Genomic DNA, 18661 nt, shown 5'->3' on the forward strand with positions numbered 1-18661 from the left:
GGTTGCTGCTCCATTTTTACTTCCAATTAGAAATTACAAATAAATGCACTTAATTAAAAAGAATTCGGCGCTATATAGGATTTGTGACGGGAAATACAGGTTTCACTTTATTGAGAGCTGATGGAAAATAAAGAGACAATAAATATTGTTGCTGGCTTGTCTCTTTATTCCATAAGGAGGCTCTAACTTTGTTTAGGGTGTTCTAATGACGTTACGAGAATCAGAATAAAAGGTATGAAAATTAAAAATATCAAGTTCAAAATAGAGCGTTTATTTACTAGAACCCATTTTCTCTCAATCATGTCATCCAGACATGCAACTAAAAAGAATAGACCAAATAAACCAGTTGTTAATTTTGTTATGTTCCAGAATGGATGTTGGGAATAACCTAGGGAAAATGCAAGAACTAAGTATAATACAACTAGTGCTGAAATAATTGGAGGAATAAATACATCTTTTAAATTAGATAGTGAGCGAGTTATAGTTTCCATAATGCTCTCACTATATATAATGTTATCATTGAACTTTATTAACTTAATAGCCTTTAAAATTTCATTTTTTATCTTTTCTGATTTATACCCACTACATTCATCGAGGTTTTTTTCTAAGATGTTTCTTATTATCAAATAGGTTTTAAATCAAGTAATGGTAGTTGAGTTTGTACATATTTTAAAAATTCATCATCGGTCAAACTTTCTCTTCCAATAGTATGATACTGTTTTAATATCTCTGAAATAATCTTTAGTGAATTTTCTCTCTCTGTCTTTCGAAGTTCCTTATCTTTTTCATAAACAGATTTGATTTGTCGGCTTAGCCAAATAGTGAATATAAAAATAAGTGTTATAGTTAGACCAAGCAAGTATTGTCTCCAACAAGGTTTTTAACAGAATCCAATATTAACTTTTTCATTCTTAGTTCTCCTTAGCATCATTCTTTTAATTAAATAGTATACTGCTGAGCAATGATTAAACTGAAGAATTTCATAAAAAGAAACCAGTTCAGATAAAGAACTGGTTAGAATAAACTCAAAGAATTAATGATTAAATAAAGTTTTCTTTGAAAGAACGAACTTTTCAGTATTGAATGATTGGTTATCTTGTTTCCATTTCACTTGAACCGTTATCTTAGATCCTTTTAGATCAGATTCTTCTAAACGCTCTAAAAATGAAAATGATTTTTCTTTAGCTGATCCATCGCTAGAGGTACCACCTGAATAATCTTTCATAGGGATATCGCTGTTAAAATCTGAAGAATCAAGAAGTGTTTTATTATCTTTCATTATTGTTATTGATTCTATATAAGTTTTATCAGTTTTATCTTTATCGCCAATCCAAAGAATCTCCCCGCTAAACTCTTTTGGAGCATCTTCATTCTTTTTAAAGATTACTTCCCAGTTTTGATCCTTACTTTTACCTTCCCAGTTAGGATATTCGAGATTGTAATGGTTATAGATTTTTAATGAGAAAAACACTAGGAAAATAATCACCAAAGCAGAAATTGTAAATAAAACAGGTCTTTTATACTCCTTTTTCATAAATAACCTCCAAAAAATGTATTGATTTTTCCTCAAAAAGTAATTACTATATGATAGTACCATAAATTCAAATAAGGAGAAACAAATGAAAAAAATTGCACTTAGTCTTATAGTAACATCGGCTTTGAGTTTCACTTTCTTTAATAATGCTCATGCAGCTGAAGCTGAAAATGAGAACTTAACAGTCAAGCAAGGGGAAACCGAAGTCCAAAAGTATTTAAAAGCACAACATTTGAATTATAACATTAATTCTCAGGATTACATTAATTTTCTTCAAGGTATTAATGAAAAAGCCGATGAGATAACAAAATCAGGTTATAACTTTTCTTTAATGGAAGTCTATTCAGATACTTATTTAGAGGAATTGGCTAAGTACGCCGCCCAAGAAGAAAAAAAAGATGAGAATGGTGAAGTAGAGGTTGAAAACTTTGATCTTCCTAAACAAGTTGAAAATGAAACTGTTAAACAAGTACAACAAGAAAATATAAAAGAAGACAAACAAGCTGAAGCAAAAGTTGAAGAAATTAAAGAAGAATCAGGTCAAATTCCAATTGACTATATGGCAAGTACTAATTCTAATTCCTTTTTTGTAACTCAACTGGGGTCTAGTTATAGTAGATCGGCTGCAAAAAAATACATGGTTAACAATTGGAATAAGAAGACGAGTCAATATGGGTACTATGGAGAAAATAGCGGTGGAGGAGATTGCACCAACTATGCATCACAGGTAGTTTTAGCTGGTGGAATGCCAATGAATACTACGGGATTCAGCTTTAATCGTGGTCACCATAAAACCACAAAAGGTTGGTATAATCAATCAGTGCCTAGAAGTGCGGCAAGAACATATTCAACTTCATGGACTGTTGTTTCAGATTTTTATACATATTGGGCCGGTACAAAAAAACATAAAGTTTACAATTTAACAAGTCCTAAGGATGTTTCAAAGTATGTCAAGACAGGTGACGTTATTCAGATGTACTCTAAATCGTCTAAAAAATGGAAGCATACTGCTGTTATCTATGATGTTTATAAAGGGTATCCAAGATATTCTGCACATTCAAGTGCACACTTATATGCACATTTAGAAAAAGACTGGAAATCAAAGTATTATAAATATAGAGTTATCAAATTCTAATCCTAACAAAAATTGAACTAGTTACTTTGTGTGACTAGTTCTTTTTTTGTCTAAAAAAAATTAGAGATGGATTAGAATAGTATCTATAATGAATACTTACTCTATTTTCACACCTAAAAAATTAACACCCCTTAAATCATTTGAACATAATGAAAGTTGATGAAGAAGGAAATAAGGGGGGTTTTTGCTCACCAATTTAACCATAATTCATACAAGCTATAGAAATGATGTAAAGTGGAGTTAGAAAGTGTAGTAAAAATAAGCTTTCATAACCAATGTTATAGATTTACTATGTTGAGAGCCTTTCTAATACAAACCAGAAAATGCATGTGTGTTACCTATCATTTTTAGGTTCCATTATATGTAATAAAATCAAAAAGAATAAACGGAAAGGATACCAGTTAAAATTAAAAGAATACGGGTTTATAGTAACCTCAAAGATTTATATCCTATAATAGTGTAAAAATAAACTTTTATCATATTTATTACATATAAGATTGGAGTCTGAAATGAAAAAAGCAAGTTTATTTTAGCAGCTATCCTTTCTATTATTCTATTAGTTTTTTTAAGTTGGTTCTTTTATACTGCTACGCATCAGCCGCCAATTCTAAAGGGGCATTCAAAAGATGGGAAATGGAGCGCTGTCTATGCTCCTGAAAAAGACATCGATCTTGCAAGGAAAGATTTGAGGGCTGTTCATATTAAATGGGAAGGCAGATCTGAATTTTTGATAAAAAAGGTTGTTTTCAAAGAAAATAATACGGTGGAAGCATCAGGTCAAGCAGGTGATGAACCTAAGAATGCAAAAGAAATAGCAGTAGCCATAATGGCAGATCCACCAAATACCTCCAATGATTATAAGGTAGTAGTCACTTGGGAAGAGAATGGAAAAACACAAAAAGACATTATTCAGGTAAATAAAGAAACCAAACGTTCATTTGTTATTCCTAATGTAATAAAAAGAATTTTAAGTTTAGGATAAAGCTAAAACACTCTAATAGGAATATTTAAAAAAGCAGGTGAACGCGCCTGCTTTTTTTATGTTTATCTTAATTTTCACCTTAACCGATTACTTCGAGCAGGGCTGTTACTAAGTAAACATCAATAATAAGGTGATTTTTTTAAAAAAGACCGCTACTCCATTTTTTGCTCCTCAATATATATAAATCATTATAAAACCTTATAATCAAAATAAATAAACACTGATATAAAAAGGTTTTGTAACAGAAAACACAGAATCACTTTATTAAGGGCCTAGTGGGTGAATAACCCGTGGAGGTTCAAGTCCTCTTGGCCGCATCAATGATACCAAGGGTTGTAGACCTTTGGTATTTTTTGTGCTTATTTTTAAAATTGTCTACTGCCTTCAAACTGCCTACTTACCTACAGTAAGCCAACTAGATTTTCTGTTTAATTGGATTTAGCTATTCGTAAACATCAATTGTGTCCACAACTTCTGCCCCTTCAGAGTGGTAACCAAGAATTGTTGCTCGGTTTGCACCATCAGAACCGTTTACTGTTGATTTGGAAATTGATCACCTGTTGCATCACTGAATATCATAAAATGTACCGCCAAGAACCACAAATTACACCAGATCGATAAGTGAACCTGACGGAATCATGAATTTCGTCAGGTTCTTTCTGCATTCTGGTTCATGATTAAATCAAAGTAATGTTAGTAAACATAAAAGTATTTTATGTTTATGTATAAGTTTACTTTACTTTTTTATAATTTGAGTTTATAATTTGGTTCAAGAGGTGATGGTCATGAAGAAAGATTTTGGTGATTCGATCTCAAATAAGGTTTATGAATATCGTGTACTTGCCAGATTGTCTCAGCAAGAATTAGCAAAGAAAGTCGGGGTTTCCAAACAAACCATCTTTGTAATGGAGAAAGGAAATTATGTTCCGACTCTGCTGTTAGCTTTTCGAATTGCCGAATTTTTTAATGTGGATGTAAACGAGATTTTTACTTATGAGAAAGGAAATGATCAAAAATGAAAATGAATTCGATCACAGATACGATCACCAACGTAATTTTTTCCCCTTTAAAGTCCTGGGCTGAACATTCTCCGGGAAATTGGAATATTCTTATTGGCAGTGGATTTGTATTGCTTGTAGTCGGATTGATTCTGACATTCGTATTTCTTAAAAAAATGGGTAAGGCTGACGAAAGAACAAATCAAATATCATTAAAAAGTGCCCTCTTTATGTTATATGGAGTAATTTTGTGCGACTTGATTTTCCCGAAAGAATATATGTGGCAAGTTTTCTTCTTATTTAAATATTCTCTTGCCTTATTAGCTTCAGGAATCTATCTAGCCGTTCGATATAAAAAAGATTTTTTGTAAATTCAATTACCGAGAAAGATAGTGTCTCAGAAGTTTTAATTGTTTTAGGAGAGGGAACGAATATGAAATCATTTTATAATGAGATTTGGAGAAGTGAGGAAGTGGGTTTTTGCTCACCAATTATTAACCATAATTCATACAAACTTATAGAGATGATGTAAAATGAAGTTAGAAAGTGTAATGAAAATAAGCTTTCATAACTAATGTTATGGATTAGGGCCCAGTGGGGGAATAACCCGTAAAGGTTCAAGTTCTCTCGACCGCATCCCAATAATACCAAGGGCTTAACCATCTTTGGTGTTATTTTTTTGCGGAAAATACGGCAACAAATGTACCGCATTGTGGAGTCCACTAAAAAAGTGCTGACCTCTGCACAACATCGTTGCGCGAGTCTGCACTTTTATTCTGCGATTATGGGGAGTTTATTTTAATCCGTTGTTAGCCGCGCCGATACTTGGCTTTTAGAAGCTTTTTTTAAGTGGCTAAAACCAACAAATTTTTTGCCTTCTTCATCCCATAGGCGGAACTTTAACGATTTAAGGCTTGTTGCCAGTGTAATGGTCGGAACGTTTTGCAATGGTTCAGTGTTGTTATGCACTTTTTCAAGCTTATAGTTTGGGACTCTCGGGCTTAAATGATGAACATGATGAAAACCGATATTGCCTGTTAGCCACTGCATGACTTTTGGAAGTTTATAAAAAGAGCTTCCTTCAACTGCTGCTTTTACATATTCCCAATGCTCATCTTCTTCAAAATAAGAATCCTCAAACGTATGCTGAATATAAAACATCCAAATTCCGAGAGAGCCCGAACGATCCCCAGGTTCGTTACATACGTATTCATCCGTTCTTTGCGTTTTGCCCCTTTTCGATTAAAACGATTGGCAATCCCGAAAACGTAAATCGGCCCAATAATAAACATAACAAACGGATTTCTGTACAATCGGTACATTATTTTTGTCTTAGTTGAGGCTTCCTTATATTCCTCAACCGTCAGTACCCAAATATCGCCTGTACCGCGTTTGTCAGATTGCTGTTTGTCGCATGATGGACAGAATGGTCGTGTGCCCAATGATCAAAAGGATGCAGAGTCAGAATTCCTGTTAATGTTCCAAGGAGTCGATTCGCCTTTCTGTTCCTAAAAAAGGAAAAGTGGCAGCAATCATGAAAGATGATGAAGGTTCTCACTAAAAAACCTGCCGCAACAACAGAAATCGTTAATGTAAGGAAATAAGAAATCGACAAGCTCTTATATGCTAAACACCATAATAGGAAAAATGGTACCAATGTGTTAATGATTTGACAAATGCTTTTGTGTAAATCGGACTTTTCATAAGGTGTAACCAGTTTTCTCAAAGTCCTTAGGTTTTGTTCTTTCATATTCAAAAGTTTCCCCTTCCCTGGTGATCTTCTAAGTGTAGAAAACGTTTTATAGTCTTTGAAGGCCCAACGTTATACACCCCTATATGATAAGTATCCTTCCCATTCATCTGTGAAATTATTGGAAATGATAAACTGATTTCCAGTTCAATTACATCTTTATTAGCAGAGTCAGCCGGGATACAAAAGGTGTATGAAGATTATACCCAGCACATTATCGGGTCAAACTCTCTCACTGCTCCCCTATGGAAATCGATTTATTTAGACCTTGAACATTGATTGTTTGAGGAAAAAAGGTTTTAATGAAATACTATTAAGCAAAGAAAGACACTCGTGATTCATTTTTCACGGTGTTTTCAAACCAAAGTTTTTAATAGGCCTCTTATTCTGCGCTGGTATACACATGTTTAACAAATAATTCCATGAATAAAACGGAAATATTAATTTGCAGTTATTTCCGATTCCTGATATAATAAAGAAGAATTATTTTTGTTCGGTGTAAAGGATAGTATGAAGATTGACTTTTCGTCTTGATGATACTTTGGGCAAGGATAGTATATACTGTGTGGTTACACACTAGGAGGCAACAAAAATGGAACAAGGTACAGTTAAATGGTTTAATGCAGAAAAAGGTTTTGGCTTTATCGAACGCGAAAATGGAGACGATGTATTCGTACACTTTTCTGCAATCCAAAGTGACGGATTCAAATCTTTAGACGAAGGTCAAAAAGTATCGTTTGACGTTGAGCAAGGTGCTCGTGGAGCTCAAGCTGCTAACGTTCAAAAAGCTTAATCTTCAATCGTTTATACAAACAGGCTCTTTATATAGGGCCTGTTTTTTTATGTCTATATCATACTCAATAAAAAACCCTACTCAACGTTCGAGTAGGGAGATGCTACAAGGTAATAGAAAAAGATTTAAAACTTCAAAGGTTTGTTTACAGTATAACATACTGGATTGACAATATGCGGAATGTATATAAAATATTTAATTTTTTGTTCAAATATAGATAACTCTTTTTTTCACTAACCTGTTCGTTCATTTAAGTAAGATTAGATGAATTATAAAAATGGTTTCATCTAGATGTTATCAACTCGCATATCTCTTTTATGAGAAGACGATAAACAATTATTATTCAATGTGGCAGTGGATATAAGAAATTCTTAAAAATAATGAGGAGATCGATTGTTTTTTTCTCCTGGAAATAATCACTTAGAGATACCTAAAACAATGAAAGCCCTACCTCTCTTCCATCCTTACGGCTCCTTGTCCGTGCCAGTGTGAATCAGGATACTAAAAAAAGTGACTATTTTATTGAATTTTTTGGTAAAACTTCAATCTTCGCAGTAGAAATGTAAATATAAAAATGGATTAGAATGTAGGAATAACAAAAGAGGTCGTTAATGTTCTAAACATAAGTTGGAGAAGATTTGCTTTTCATCATAATATACCGAAATATCTTTTGGGATGTATCTAACCAAAACTTTTTATTTGTTTTTCAGTGATTCCTTTAATTACTTCCAGTTCACTAATCAAAAATTCATATGCATTATCCAGCATTTTTTTTTCGCTTGCATTAAGTGCTTTTTCTTTCTTCATACGCATTAAATCACGTACAACTTCAGCGCCTTCTTGTATTTCACCTGTTTTTATTTTGTCCGTGTTTATTTTGTACCTTTGCTTCCATGGCAGTAACCTATCTGATTCTCCATGCTGAAAAATGTGCATAATGTGTTTTAATGCAAGTATATCGGTAACTGGTCGTATATTCGAACTCAATATTTTACTCGTTGGAATCATAACTGTCATATTACTGATTGACATTCTTATGACATAATACTGTTGTTTTTCCTCTAAGAATTCTTTTTCTTCTATGGCTTCAATTATACCTGCTCCGTGCATTGGATAAACAATGTTATCGCCAATTTGAAACATATCATCCACCTCCATATATGGTATCCTTCTTAAGATTACCATATATGGAGGTGTAATATCAAAATTTTAATAATAACATGATCGAATTTTTGATGTCAATAACTTTTTTAAAAAAACAGATCAAGCAAAAACAATAGGGAACGTGTCGGATTTCCAATCAGGAAAAGGTCAATTGATCCGTGTGAGCAGTTTTTCATTGGCTCAATGACATTACAGAAATGATTTGAGTAGATAAGAAAGAACGATATTCGTGAAATGTCAGCTAAAAATATTTAAAGCACATGATTAAGTTCTAATTTCTTTACCGATTTGATATGGATAACGGCCCACTTACTTAATGATGCATTTTCACTTATCTTGCGAACAGAAAAAGGTTTGTTGATAAACATTTAGCCACCAAATTGGCATTATTATCAGGGAAATTGACAACCTTCAAATGGGTATTGAGGTGAGAAGAAAAATAAAGAAAGGAGAGATTATAAATGAAGACCAGAACATAAAGAAGTGAAGGGGAAAGAACAAGGTTAATTGAAAAGCAAACTATATAAAATAGTTTGCTTTTCTTTTTGTTATGAATTCACTTCTTTTTCTTTCTCTTTAATGACTAATAAAACACCGCTCAGAATTAAAAACGAACCTATCCAAAATGTCCCGCCTATTTGTTCTCCAAGCAGAATCCATCCGAGTAAGGTTCCAACCAGAGGCTGAAAAAAGAAAAAGAGGCCTCCACTTGAGGCATTTAATAATTGTAAGCCTCGGTTCCACAATAAAAAAGCACAAGCGGTTGAAACAATTCCCAAATACAAAAGACCACCTAGAATTTTAGGGTCAAGCAGTTGTGGCGTAAAAATCGTGCTAGGTTTTACAAAAGGAGTTAGTGCCACAATGGCCACAAAAGTTGAATACGTGGTAACAAGTATAGGCGAATAGCTGTTTGGCACGCGTTTGATCAGCACTGACATCAGTGCCCATGTAAGGGCTGCAACAAGCAGAGAAATACCGCCAAGCTGATTAGAGGTATCAATATGTCCGTTTCCAACAATAAATAATACGCCTGTGGTCGCTAAAATTATTGAAGTTCCTTTTTTTATATTCAATGGTTCTTTAAGTAATAGACGAGCAAAAATAACCATGAACGCTGGTGTGGAGGACGTAATAATTGCTCCCATTTGTGCTGAAGACAACATCGTTCCATATTCTTGTGTAACAATTGAAATGGTGTTGCCAACAATTCCAATGGCAACAATTAATAAAAGGTCGCGCTTATGAATTTTCCAAGATTGTTTCCTTATTAAACCAACAATAAGAAGCGCAAGGATGGCGATGACGTACCTGATCCAAACCAATTCAAAAGGCGGAATTACTGCGACAACAACCTTAACCACAACATACATGCCACCCCAGATACTAGCGGCTAAAGCTAAATATATAGAACCTAACAGGGTATTTTTCATTTTTTTGTTCCCTCCGTATTTAAAATTAGGTCAATAAATGCCCTAACGGAGAGAAGTAGTCACTTTACTCCATTAAGGGCGGAGAAGTGCTACTGGAACATCATTTTCAAATAGTGGAGCTAAAAACATGTTATGATCACCTCGATTTTTAAGAATGACTATCATTATACAATGTTGGTTTTAAAGCCGTAAACACCTTAAGGGGACTCCGTTTATTAATAGAATAAACTTTATGAATTCATTTTTTTGTATGATAATGGCGTCATATTCATCGCTTGTTGAAATTTACTTATGAAATAACTGGTACTGTTAAATCCAACTTGATAAGACACTTCTGTCACATTGGATTCAGGGTGTTGCAGTAATAATAAGCTTTTTTGAATTCTATAATCCATTACATAACGTAATGGCGACTTATTCAGCATTCGTTTAAAATAACGGCAGCATTCAGAACGGCTCAGTTGGCCAGCTTTTGCAATGTCCTCTAATGTGATTTTTTCAGCATAATGGAGATGGATCCAGTTTAACATTTGTTTCATTCGATGACTTTTTATCATTTCAGATTGATCGTACTCTAATTGAAAACCATTAACGACCAGGTTTTTCCACATTAACGTTAATTGCATCGTAATTGTCAATCTCATAGAGCGATGTCTTTTGTTGAATCAATTGATTTATTTTTTTAACAGCATCTAGAATATTTTTTGCCCACTGTTGATTTCCATCCAAAAATAAATAGGGCAAATTGGTTGAAAACATATAGGGCTGAACATAGCTGGAATACAGTTCTTGAGATAAAACGAAATGGGGTGACACATTTAAGCAAATATACGTACAATCCGAGCCTTCCTTTTCTTCTGCCATGTGCAGGCAGCCGCTATTAATAAATAATCCATCCCCTTCGTGAACCTCTATTTTTTCTTCATTTATTTGAAAGAGAGCTATCCCTTTTAGTATCAAAACAAATTGGATTTCATCATGCCAATGAAGCGGAATATAGCCATTTATATTTTGATTGATCGTTGTCTTGTAGCAGGCAACTGGTAATTCTACCGTTCGGTGCTCTGTTAATTCTTTTAAATTTTGGTCGATCGCAAAATTCTTCATTCTGACTTCTCACCTCAATATATTTATATTTTTTCATCCGATTTGAGTATTTTTTATCATGTTTTGCATTTATTATAACACTATTATTATATTTATTAGTGAGGAGTCATGTATGAATACTTCCAATAGAAGAATGGGATTGTTCTATGTTATCACAGGGGCGACATGTTGGGGAATTGGAGGCACAGTAGCCAAAAAACTTTTTCAAGAATATCAAATTGATGTCAATTGGCTTGTAACGACACGTTTGCTTACGGCTGGAATGTTACTTTTAATGCTGCAATTGTTCAGAAAGGATCGGTCTCAGATTATTGAGGTTTGGAAAAACAAAGCGTCGGCTGGCCAGCTTCTAATTTTTGGCCTATTGGGAATGCTAGCTGTGCAGTACACATATATGGCATCCATTCAACATGGGAATGCTGCCGTTGCTACATTATTGCAATATTTATCCCCAGTAATCGTCATTATCTACACGCTTTTGCGAAAACAAACGGTTCTTACCAAACAAGATATCATTACTGTTGTACTTGCTTTAGTGGGTTGCTTTTTTTTGTTAACAAATGGTTCAATGTCTCAACTTTCAGTGCCGGCAGCTGCAGTAGTATGGGGAGTTTTATCAGGATTCGCGGCAGCTTTTTATACTTTGTATGCCGTTGGTTTATTAAATAAATTTGATTCTCTTGTCGTTGTAGGTTGGGCTATGATTATTGGCGGTTTTGCATTGGGTTTTATCCATCCGCCATGGCAACTGGATTTTCAACGATTAACTGCTGAGGCTTATGCATATATTTTATTTGTGATATTATTTGGAACAATGATTGCGTTCTGGTTCTTCATAAAAAGCTTGGAAAGCCTCTCTCCAAAAGAAACAAGCCTACTAGGCAGTCTAGAGCCTCTATCAGCTGTTGTAACAACTGTCGTTTGGTTAAAAGCGCCATTTGGTTCTTTTCAATGGATTGGTGCTATTTGTATTATAGGGATAACTTTAATATTGGCTTTACATAAAGAGCCTTCTATGGAGAGTGAAAAATCGATATTAAAGATTAGGAATCATGCAAATCGGGATATATAGGGGCTTTTTTTGCTTACATGACCGGTCCGACAATGAAAAACACTGGTGGAGTTTGAGCCGTCTCGGCAATATCAAAAAGACCAAGGGTTTTGACGCCCTTGGTATTTTTTCTTCAAGAACCTTCAATTTTTCTTTTTTGTAATTGGTATCCAAATTTCACTTTTAAAAGATGGTGATGTTACATCCTTATGCTCGTTCCACAATATTTCTGGACCTTCTATTTGTTCGTAATTTGACGATGGAAACCATTCGGAATAAATACGTCCCCATACTTCTTGCAGTGTATCCGGAAATGGCCCGATTGATTCGAATACAGCCCACGTTGAGGCAGGAACTTCAAGCCGTGAGAAATTATCTGGACACTGTTTCGTTGTGGCTGCGCCAATATAGTGATCAAGCTCTCCTTTTTCCTCTGCCCGACCTTCAGAAAAATTGGTGGATGCACTAATGAGTCCTGATGGTGCTACATTAGAAAGCTCTTTTAGTTTATTTATTGCTTTTTCATCTAAACTTTCCCACATAGATGCAATTTCCGGATTAATTCCTTTGAAAATAATATGAACTCTTTTTTTAATGCCAACGATGCGAAATGCCTCTTTTTCTTCAATACGGTAGTTCATTTCATTTCCTCCTTTAATTGTTAGCTGGAAGGTCATTCGTGGATAAGCTTTAAGGGAATGGCCATTAAGTCTGGCTTTTGATGGGTTTATGCCATGTAAATTTTGGAATGCCCGTGCAAAAGAATCTGGTGAGTTATAACCGTACTTTATTGCAATATCAATCACTTTTACATTGCTGTCTTTCAGTTCAAAAGCTGCAAGAGTAAGACGTCTGCGACGAATATATTCCGATAATGAAATACCTGCAAGGAAGGAAAACATCCTTTTAAAATGATATTCAGAGCAGAAAGCAAGCTTTGCTGCCTCTTTAAAATCAATATCATTAGTGAGGTTTTCTTCAATATACTTTAACGCCCTATTCATACTTTTAAGCAAATCCATTTATTTGGCCTCCTTAACCAAAGAATAACAGGAGTGAAATGTACTTTATCCGACATTCTGTGCACAGTTTTGCAGGATGACTTATATGAAATAAAGTAAGTGATTCACTTGTATTTGTACAGGTTTTATTGAAGCATGCTGTTCATAAAAAGGCATCAATAAAAGAAAGTTATAATTGTCTTATAAACGGCACATTCATATAATTGAGTGAAAAAGGATGCGTATCATGCCTATCAATTCTTTTGAAAACTATCCGATGAGCTGGAAGCCATCAATTGATAAAGCTGAAAAGCCTATCTATAAAGCATTTGCAGGGCAATTGGAACAGGATATTATAAACGGAGTTTTAATACCTGGAACAAAACTTCCTCCGCAGCGAGAATTGGCCGATTATTTAGATTTAAATGTGAGTACGATTTCCAAAGCATTTAAAGTGTGTGAGTTAAAGGGGCTGCTGAGTGCGACTGTAGGGAGCGGCACATTTGTATCGTATGATGCGTTGTCGAATGCGTATTTACTTGAGGATACAAAGCCGACACATTTAATTGAAATGGGAGCGACACTTCCAGATCACGCTTCATATGAGCCTTTGTTACTCCAACTAAAAAACATGGTTCATGAGGAGGATTATGAAAAATGGTTTAGCTATGGCCGGGCAGGTGAAAGCCTTTGGCAAAAAGATGCAGCTGTAAAGCTCATCCAAAGAGGCGGGTTTGAAACAACTGTTGAACACATTTTATTTGCAAATGGGGGACAAAATGCGATTGCTGCGACTTTGGCGAGTCTTTGTAAGCCTGGAGACCGCATCGGTGTTGACCATCATACGTACCCTGGATTAAAAACTGTTGCATCATTGCTTAGTGTGCAAATCGTACCGATAAAATCAGAAAACGATGAAATGAGTCCGGAGTCACTTGAATATGCGTGTAAAAACGAAAATATTAAAGGTTTGTATTTAATCCCGGATTATCATAATCCGACGACTTCCTTTATGTCTGTTGAGAATCGAAGAATGGTTGCAGACATTGCAAAGAAATATAATCTGTTTGTTATTGAAGATGCATCGTACCATCTTCTCAACAAAAATCCGCTTCCGGCACTCGCCTCATTCGCACCGCAACAGGTTATTCATATTGCAAGTTTATCAAAATCGTTAGCGCCAGGCCTGCGTTTGGCTTATGTAGCAGTGCCGAGACAATATAAGGAGCCAATATCAAAGGCGCTTTATAATTTAAATATAACCGTTTCCCCGCTATTAGCTGAACTTACTGCTCGCACGATTGTATCAAATCAATTTGAAGTCTTAATTGAGAGTCATCGTGAACAAACCATTCGCAGAAATCAACTCGTAAACCGATATGTTGCGGGATATACATGTTTAGGTGTTGAAACAGGCATTTTTCGTTGGTTGTTGTTACCGGGTAAAATGTCTGGTGCCGAATTTGAAGAATTGGCTGCTCGACATGGCGTGCAAGTGTATGCGGCTGAACGCTTTGTAGTGGGAAATAGTTGTCCTGAAAGGGCTGTAAGGGTTTCTGTCTGTGCACCAAAAACACTTGAAGAGCTTGAACAAGGATTAATGATCCTGAGACGTTTGCTAGACGATCTTACCTAATATTGTTTGCCATACAATTATGACATTGTATGGCTTTTTTGTGCGTGTTATGATGATCCACATCTAGAGGGAGGTTTATACAAAATTGGCTTTTAGAAAGGAAGGTCAGATGATGTTAGACAAGGACAGCGTAAAAGCAATAGATGTTCAAACTGCTTCATTACAAAGCTACATCGGTTCACCAGAAAAACAAAAATCGTTATACAAGCGTACACTATTCGTTGTGAGTATCTCACAAATTTTTGGCGGTGCGGGGCTGGCGGCAGGAGTGACTGTCGGTGCGCTTATTGCACAGCAAATGCTTGGCACTGATGCGTTTGCTGGTCTGCCTTCTGCGTTATTTACTTTAGGGTCAGCAGGATCTGCATTAATTGTTGGAAGACTTTCTCAACGTTATGGCCGTCGAACAGGTCTTTCGGCTGGCTTTATGATTGGCGGACTTGGAGCAATAGGCGTTATTATGGCAGCAATCATAAATAGTATTTTCTTGTTATTTATTTCGTTGCTTATTTACGGTGCAGGTACAGCCACTAATTTACAGGCCCGTTATGCAGGTACAGACTTAGCAAATCATAAGCAGCGGGCGACTGCTGTTAGTATTACGATGGTTTTTACTACATTTGGCGCAGTGGCAGGTCCAAGCTTAGTGAATGTGATGGGGGATTTCGCTCTTTCTATTGGTGTTCCATCACTTGCTGGCCCTTTCATTTTAGCCGCAGCAGCATATATGTTAGCAGGTGGGGTCCTTTTCATTATGCTTCGTCCAGATCCATTAGTTATAGCAAGAACAATAGAAGCGGCAAATGAAGAGCCTGGTGATAAAGGACATTTGGCGGCAACTGAGCATACAGAAAACAAAAAAGGGATAATCGTTGGGGAAACGGTTATGGTTCTTACCCAAATAGTAATGGTAGCTATTATGACAATGACACCGGTTCATATGAGACATCATGGGCATGACTTGGGGGCAGTAGGGCTTGTTATTGGTTTTCATATAGGTGCTATGTATCTCCCTTCACTGGTTACAGGTGTTCTTGTAGATAGGTTGGGACGTACCGCAATGGCTATTTCCTCTGGAACAACGTTGCTTTTGGCAGGTGTAATAGCAGCATTTGCTCCGGGAGATTCTATGGTTCTTCTCGTCATTGCTCTTTCTTTACTGGGATTAGGGTGGAATTTTGGTTTGATAAGCGGGACTGCCCTTATTGTAGATTCAACTGATACTGCCACACGAGCTAAAACGCAGGGGACAGTGGATGTTCTGATTGCGTTGTCAGGGGCTGCTGGCGGAGCATTATCTGGAATGATTGTGGCAGGTTCAAGTTACCTAGCATTATCATTTACTGGAGGGATGTTGTCCTTATTACTCATTCCAGTGGTGGTATGGTTTAGGGGACGATAAAGGATAGGATTGTTTAATTTACATTAATTTGTTATATTGTTAGATAAAGTCTATTGCGTCGTCTAATATTCTAACTAACTATAGTTGCTCCATTAAATCTAAATCAGCAATTTTGGTATAAAGACTTGTGACCAGGATTTCTTATAGCTGTGTCACTCACTGCATATTCTTTTATTGAATCACATAAAATGGTTATCGGATTTGAAAAAGGCAGGATTACTCGCTTTAGGTAAAGGAGTCATAACGTTGTTAAAAAGGTTTTCTCTTGTTTTTGTTACACTAATGATGTCTATCGTTGTTGTTTTAGCGGCCGCTAAAGAGTCGCCTGGAGAGCATGTCATCTCATTTGATGAACCTCTTATCTTGATGATCTCAATTGGGATCGTTGTATTTTTATTTATCCCTCCATTAGTCATGTCCTTTTTTGGCAATTTGGTTGTAAGAATAATATCTGGTGTATACCAATGTTTTATCGTTTTCACTTTTCTGGGGCTCATTCCAATTGGATTTCTTATTCCCAATGGCTTTTTGACAATTCTAGTTTCTATTGCAGGAACTTTAGTCAGTATAGCTAGTGTTGCCGTAACCTTATGCATTGGCAAGAATAAAAAAGATATATAATCATCGAATTGTTATTTTTTCAGATTGTCAGTGAAATAATAAAACAAGATGAGAAGGCTATGTGCGCCTTCTTTTTTTTGTTGTTGCATCATCCCCACTTTAAGCTTAATCTATTGAATAATAAGAGAAGGAACCTATAGAAGAATAAAATAAATAACGAGATGTCAAAAATAAAACTGGACTTCATTATTATCAATTCACGTAAATGTAAAAAGCTTGGAAAGAGGGGAATTCCTTCATGACAAATAGCAGAACGAATCCGAAGGTTGATGAATTTTTAAGTAAAGCGAAAAAGTGGAAGGAAGAATTTGAGAAGTTGAGAACCATCATTCTTGACTGTGAGCTGACTGAAGATTTTAAGTGGATGCATCCTTGTTACACATACAATAATAAAAATGTCGTTTTAATACATGGGTTTAAAGAATATTGTGCGCTTCTGTTTCACAAAGGCGCCCTATTACAGGATACCGATGGAATTCTCATTCAACAAACGGAGAATGTACAGGCGGCGCGCCAGATTCGGTTTACAAATGTTCAGGAAATAAATGAGCTAGAAAACATTTTGAAAGCCTATATTCACGAAGCCATTGAAGTTGAAAAAGCCGGTTTGAAAGTGGAAGTTAACAAAAATATTGAATTGAACATTCCTGAAGAACTTCAAAAAAAATTCGATGAAATCCCTGCATTGAAAATTGCTTTTGAAGCATTGACCCCGGGACGGCAAAGAGCATACACTCTTTATTTTTCTCAAGCCAAACAATCCAAAACCCGAGAATCGAGAGTCGAAAAATATGTGCAAAAAATTCTCGATGGAAAGGGATTAAAGGATTAGGCACGCCAAGGTTCAGGCTAAAGGAATAGCATCATAGCGTAATAAGATCATTTCTATAGAAGAAAAACAAGCATAGTAAGATGCTTGTTTTTTCTTAGGACAACATTCACTTACTGCTGAAATGCTTCTTTTGATTAACATTGTATGCCACTAGACAGCGTTATAAAATATTAATGCAACACCTAGAAATAGCTCAATGGTACGGCTCATCACATTTAGAATGCCTAGGAGAACTAATAGAACCGGAAGATTTTTCAGCAAGTTACTGCACTTCAAACTTTGTTTTTATATTAATATATCTTATTTCCTTATTAACCATTGTATTTAGTCAGGTACAGACAAACGAATACTGATTAATGAATCATCATGATATCAATGAGCCGCTTGATTTTTTCATTGTCACCTGTATCAACATACACTGTTTTTCTGTTTTTTATGATATTCTCAGTCACTTCCCTCATGACGCCTTTTTCTACATCATCAGCAGAATCCCATCGTAAAGGCACATTATATACATGAATCGTGCCATCCCCATTGCCATGATAAGTGACTGATCCATCCACTAAACGAGAACCTGCTAACTGGGTTACATCTTCTGGATAGCTGGCACTTGTATCATCATTAGGATTAATTGGCTCGCCAGCCGAAATATGTCGAACATTTAATTCATCTATCTCTTGATTAGGTCCAAGTTGAAGCCAAACTCTTGCATATTCAATTTTTTCCGAAGAGTATGCTGCCAATACATTGTCTTCTTTGCTTTTCTCCTCTGCTGAAGAGGTATCATTTGCAGCTTTTGTTGCGGATTCTCCTGATTCTGTTATTGGCTCCGCTTCATCCTTGCGTATTTTGGTGCTCTCTTCAGGCTCAGTGTGTTTTTCGTCAGTTTGCACAGCAGAAGCTTGATTTGAAGGTTGATGTGCTTCTTCATCCTTACTGCCCGTACATCCAGAAAGCAAAATCATGAGCAGCAGGGCAGTATTGCAATAACATATCTTTCTGCGTTTCTTCATTTTTTCATTCCTCTCCATTAACTCAGGTCAGCTTCATATATAAGTTTATGTATCTAAATATTACCATGGAATAGATAGGATGATATTGAAAACTGTTTAAGAAGAGGAAACGATCTTGAATAACATCGCGAAAACTTAAGAATTCTTAAGAAGTTTTGCCCCTTTTTCTATGTTTTCAAGCGGGAACATGATGAAGGATTTAGAACGTA

Annotated in this window: 16 protein-coding genes and 2 pseudogenes; 10 read left to right on the plus strand and 8 right to left on the minus strand. The window is 35.6% G+C overall.

Going from position 1 to position 18661, the window contains the following annotated elements:
- Nucleotides 1–622: 622 nt before the first annotated feature.
- Together NSQ09_RS08620 and NSQ09_RS08625 are read right to left on the minus strand one after the other, a co-directional pair.
- Entirely contained in the window at nt 623–859 is a 237-nt protein-coding gene (locus NSQ09_RS08620; RefSeq protein WP_121548653.1) for a hypothetical protein, read from the minus strand.
- Between the two features lie 174 nt (nt 860–1033).
- On the minus strand, nt 1034–1534 hold the full coding sequence (locus NSQ09_RS08625; RefSeq protein ID WP_341030947.1) for a DUF4944 domain-containing protein: 501 nt from the start codon (nt 1532–1534) through the stop codon (nt 1034–1036).
- An 85-nt stretch (nt 1535–1619) separates the two neighbouring features.
- Between NSQ09_RS08625 and NSQ09_RS08630 the strand changes: the two genes are divergently transcribed.
- The 4 genes from NSQ09_RS08630 to NSQ09_RS08645 all read left to right on the plus strand — a co-directional run bounded on the left by NSQ09_RS08630 (nt 1620) and on the right by NSQ09_RS08645 (nt 5020).
- A complete protein-coding gene (locus NSQ09_RS08630) occupies nt 1620–2669 on the plus strand; it encodes an amidase domain-containing protein (protein WP_015252752.1) in 1050 nt (349 codons plus the stop codon).
- Between the two features lie 727 nt (nt 2670–3396).
- The gene (locus NSQ09_RS08635; protein WP_250621956.1) at nt 3397–3651 is read left to right on the plus strand and encodes a hypothetical protein; all 255 of its coding nucleotides are present in this window, start codon (nt 3397–3399) and stop codon (nt 3649–3651) included.
- A 785-nt stretch (nt 3652–4436) separates the two neighbouring features.
- A complete protein-coding gene (locus NSQ09_RS08640) occupies nt 4437–4670 on the plus strand; it encodes a helix-turn-helix transcriptional regulator (protein ID WP_003240464.1) in 234 nt (77 codons plus the stop codon).
- On the plus strand, nt 4667–5020 hold the full coding sequence (locus NSQ09_RS08645) for a DUF2178 domain-containing protein (RefSeq protein ID WP_129093252.1): 354 nt from the start codon (nt 4667–4669) through the stop codon (nt 5018–5020). The genes NSQ09_RS08640 and NSQ09_RS08645 overlap by 4 nt, the downstream gene beginning before the upstream one ends.
- A gap of 427 nt (nt 5021–5447) precedes the next feature.
- Here the strand turns inward: NSQ09_RS08645 and NSQ09_RS08650 are convergent.
- Nucleotides 5448–6399, minus strand: a pseudogene (locus tag NSQ09_RS08650) (fatty acid desaturase).
- Between the two features lie 592 nt (nt 6400–6991).
- Between NSQ09_RS08650 and cspC the strand changes: the two are divergent.
- Nucleotides 6992–7192 (plus strand): cold shock protein CspC, encoded by a 201-nt coding sequence (cspC, locus tag NSQ09_RS08655; RefSeq protein WP_003234247.1) that lies wholly within the window; start codon nt 6992–6994, stop codon nt 7190–7192.
- Between the two features lie 681 nt (nt 7193–7873).
- Here cspC and NSQ09_RS08660 read toward each other — a convergent pair.
- From NSQ09_RS08660 to NSQ09_RS08670, 3 genes and pseudogenes are all read right to left on the minus strand, one after another.
- Nucleotides 7874–8335, minus strand: coding sequence for a CarD family transcriptional regulator (locus tag NSQ09_RS08660; protein ID WP_010886417.1), 462 nt, complete (start codon nt 8333–8335; stop codon nt 7874–7876).
- 569 nt (nt 8336–8904) lie between these two features.
- Nucleotides 8905–9789, minus strand: coding sequence for a DMT family transporter (locus NSQ09_RS08665; protein WP_017695953.1), 885 nt, complete (start codon nt 9787–9789; stop codon nt 8905–8907).
- Nucleotides 9790–10019: 230 nt separating this feature from the next.
- Nucleotides 10020–10896 (minus strand): annotated as a pseudogene (locus tag NSQ09_RS08670) (AraC family transcriptional regulator).
- 112 nt (nt 10897–11008) lie between these two features.
- On the opposite strand from NSQ09_RS08670, the gene NSQ09_RS08675 reads away from it, so the two are divergent.
- Entirely contained in the window at nt 11009–11968 is a 960-nt protein-coding gene (locus NSQ09_RS08675; protein WP_257986441.1) for a DMT family transporter, read from the plus strand.
- 122 nt (nt 11969–12090) lie between these two features.
- Here NSQ09_RS08675 and NSQ09_RS08680 read toward each other — a convergent pair whose 3' ends face one another.
- Complete coding sequence (locus tag NSQ09_RS08680) at nt 12091–12969, minus strand: AraC family transcriptional regulator (RefSeq protein WP_017695956.1); 879 nt, start codon at nt 12967–12969, stop codon at nt 12091–12093.
- Between the two features lie 226 nt (nt 12970–13195).
- Between NSQ09_RS08680 and NSQ09_RS08685 the strand changes: the two genes are divergently transcribed.
- From NSQ09_RS08685 to NSQ09_RS08700, 4 genes are all read left to right on the plus strand, one after another.
- Nucleotides 13196–14584, plus strand: a complete 1389-nt coding sequence (locus tag NSQ09_RS08685; protein ID WP_041057107.1) for an aminotransferase-like domain-containing protein — start codon at nt 13196–13198, stop codon at nt 14582–14584.
- Between the two features lie 109 nt (nt 14585–14693).
- On the plus strand, nt 14694–15986 hold the full coding sequence (locus NSQ09_RS08690) for an MFS transporter (RefSeq protein ID WP_341032503.1): 1293 nt from the start codon (nt 14694–14696) through the stop codon (nt 15984–15986).
- Nucleotides 15987–16232: 246 nt separating this feature from the next.
- Nucleotides 16233–16607 carry a hypothetical protein gene (locus tag NSQ09_RS08695; protein WP_204267598.1) on the plus strand — a complete coding sequence of 125 codons (375 nt, stop codon included), beginning with the start codon at nt 16233–16235 and terminating at the stop codon, nt 16605–16607.
- Between the two features lie 238 nt (nt 16608–16845).
- The gene (locus tag NSQ09_RS08700; RefSeq protein ID WP_069322394.1) at nt 16846–17439 is read left to right on the plus strand and encodes a YdeI/OmpD-associated family protein; all 594 of its coding nucleotides are present in this window, start codon (nt 16846–16848) and stop codon (nt 17437–17439) included.
- Between the two features lie 353 nt (nt 17440–17792).
- Here NSQ09_RS08700 and NSQ09_RS08705 read toward each other — a convergent pair whose 3' ends face one another.
- The gene (locus NSQ09_RS08705; protein ID WP_326233945.1) at nt 17793–18452 is read right to left on the minus strand and encodes a hypothetical protein; all 660 of its coding nucleotides are present in this window, start codon (nt 18450–18452) and stop codon (nt 17793–17795) included.
- Nucleotides 18453–18661: the final 209 nt, after the last annotated feature.

Source organism: Bacillus sp. FSL W8-1202 (assembly GCF_038006165.1).
In the GTDB taxonomy this organism is placed as follows: Bacteria; Bacillota; Bacilli; order Bacillales; family Bacillaceae; genus Bacillus; species Bacillus subtilis.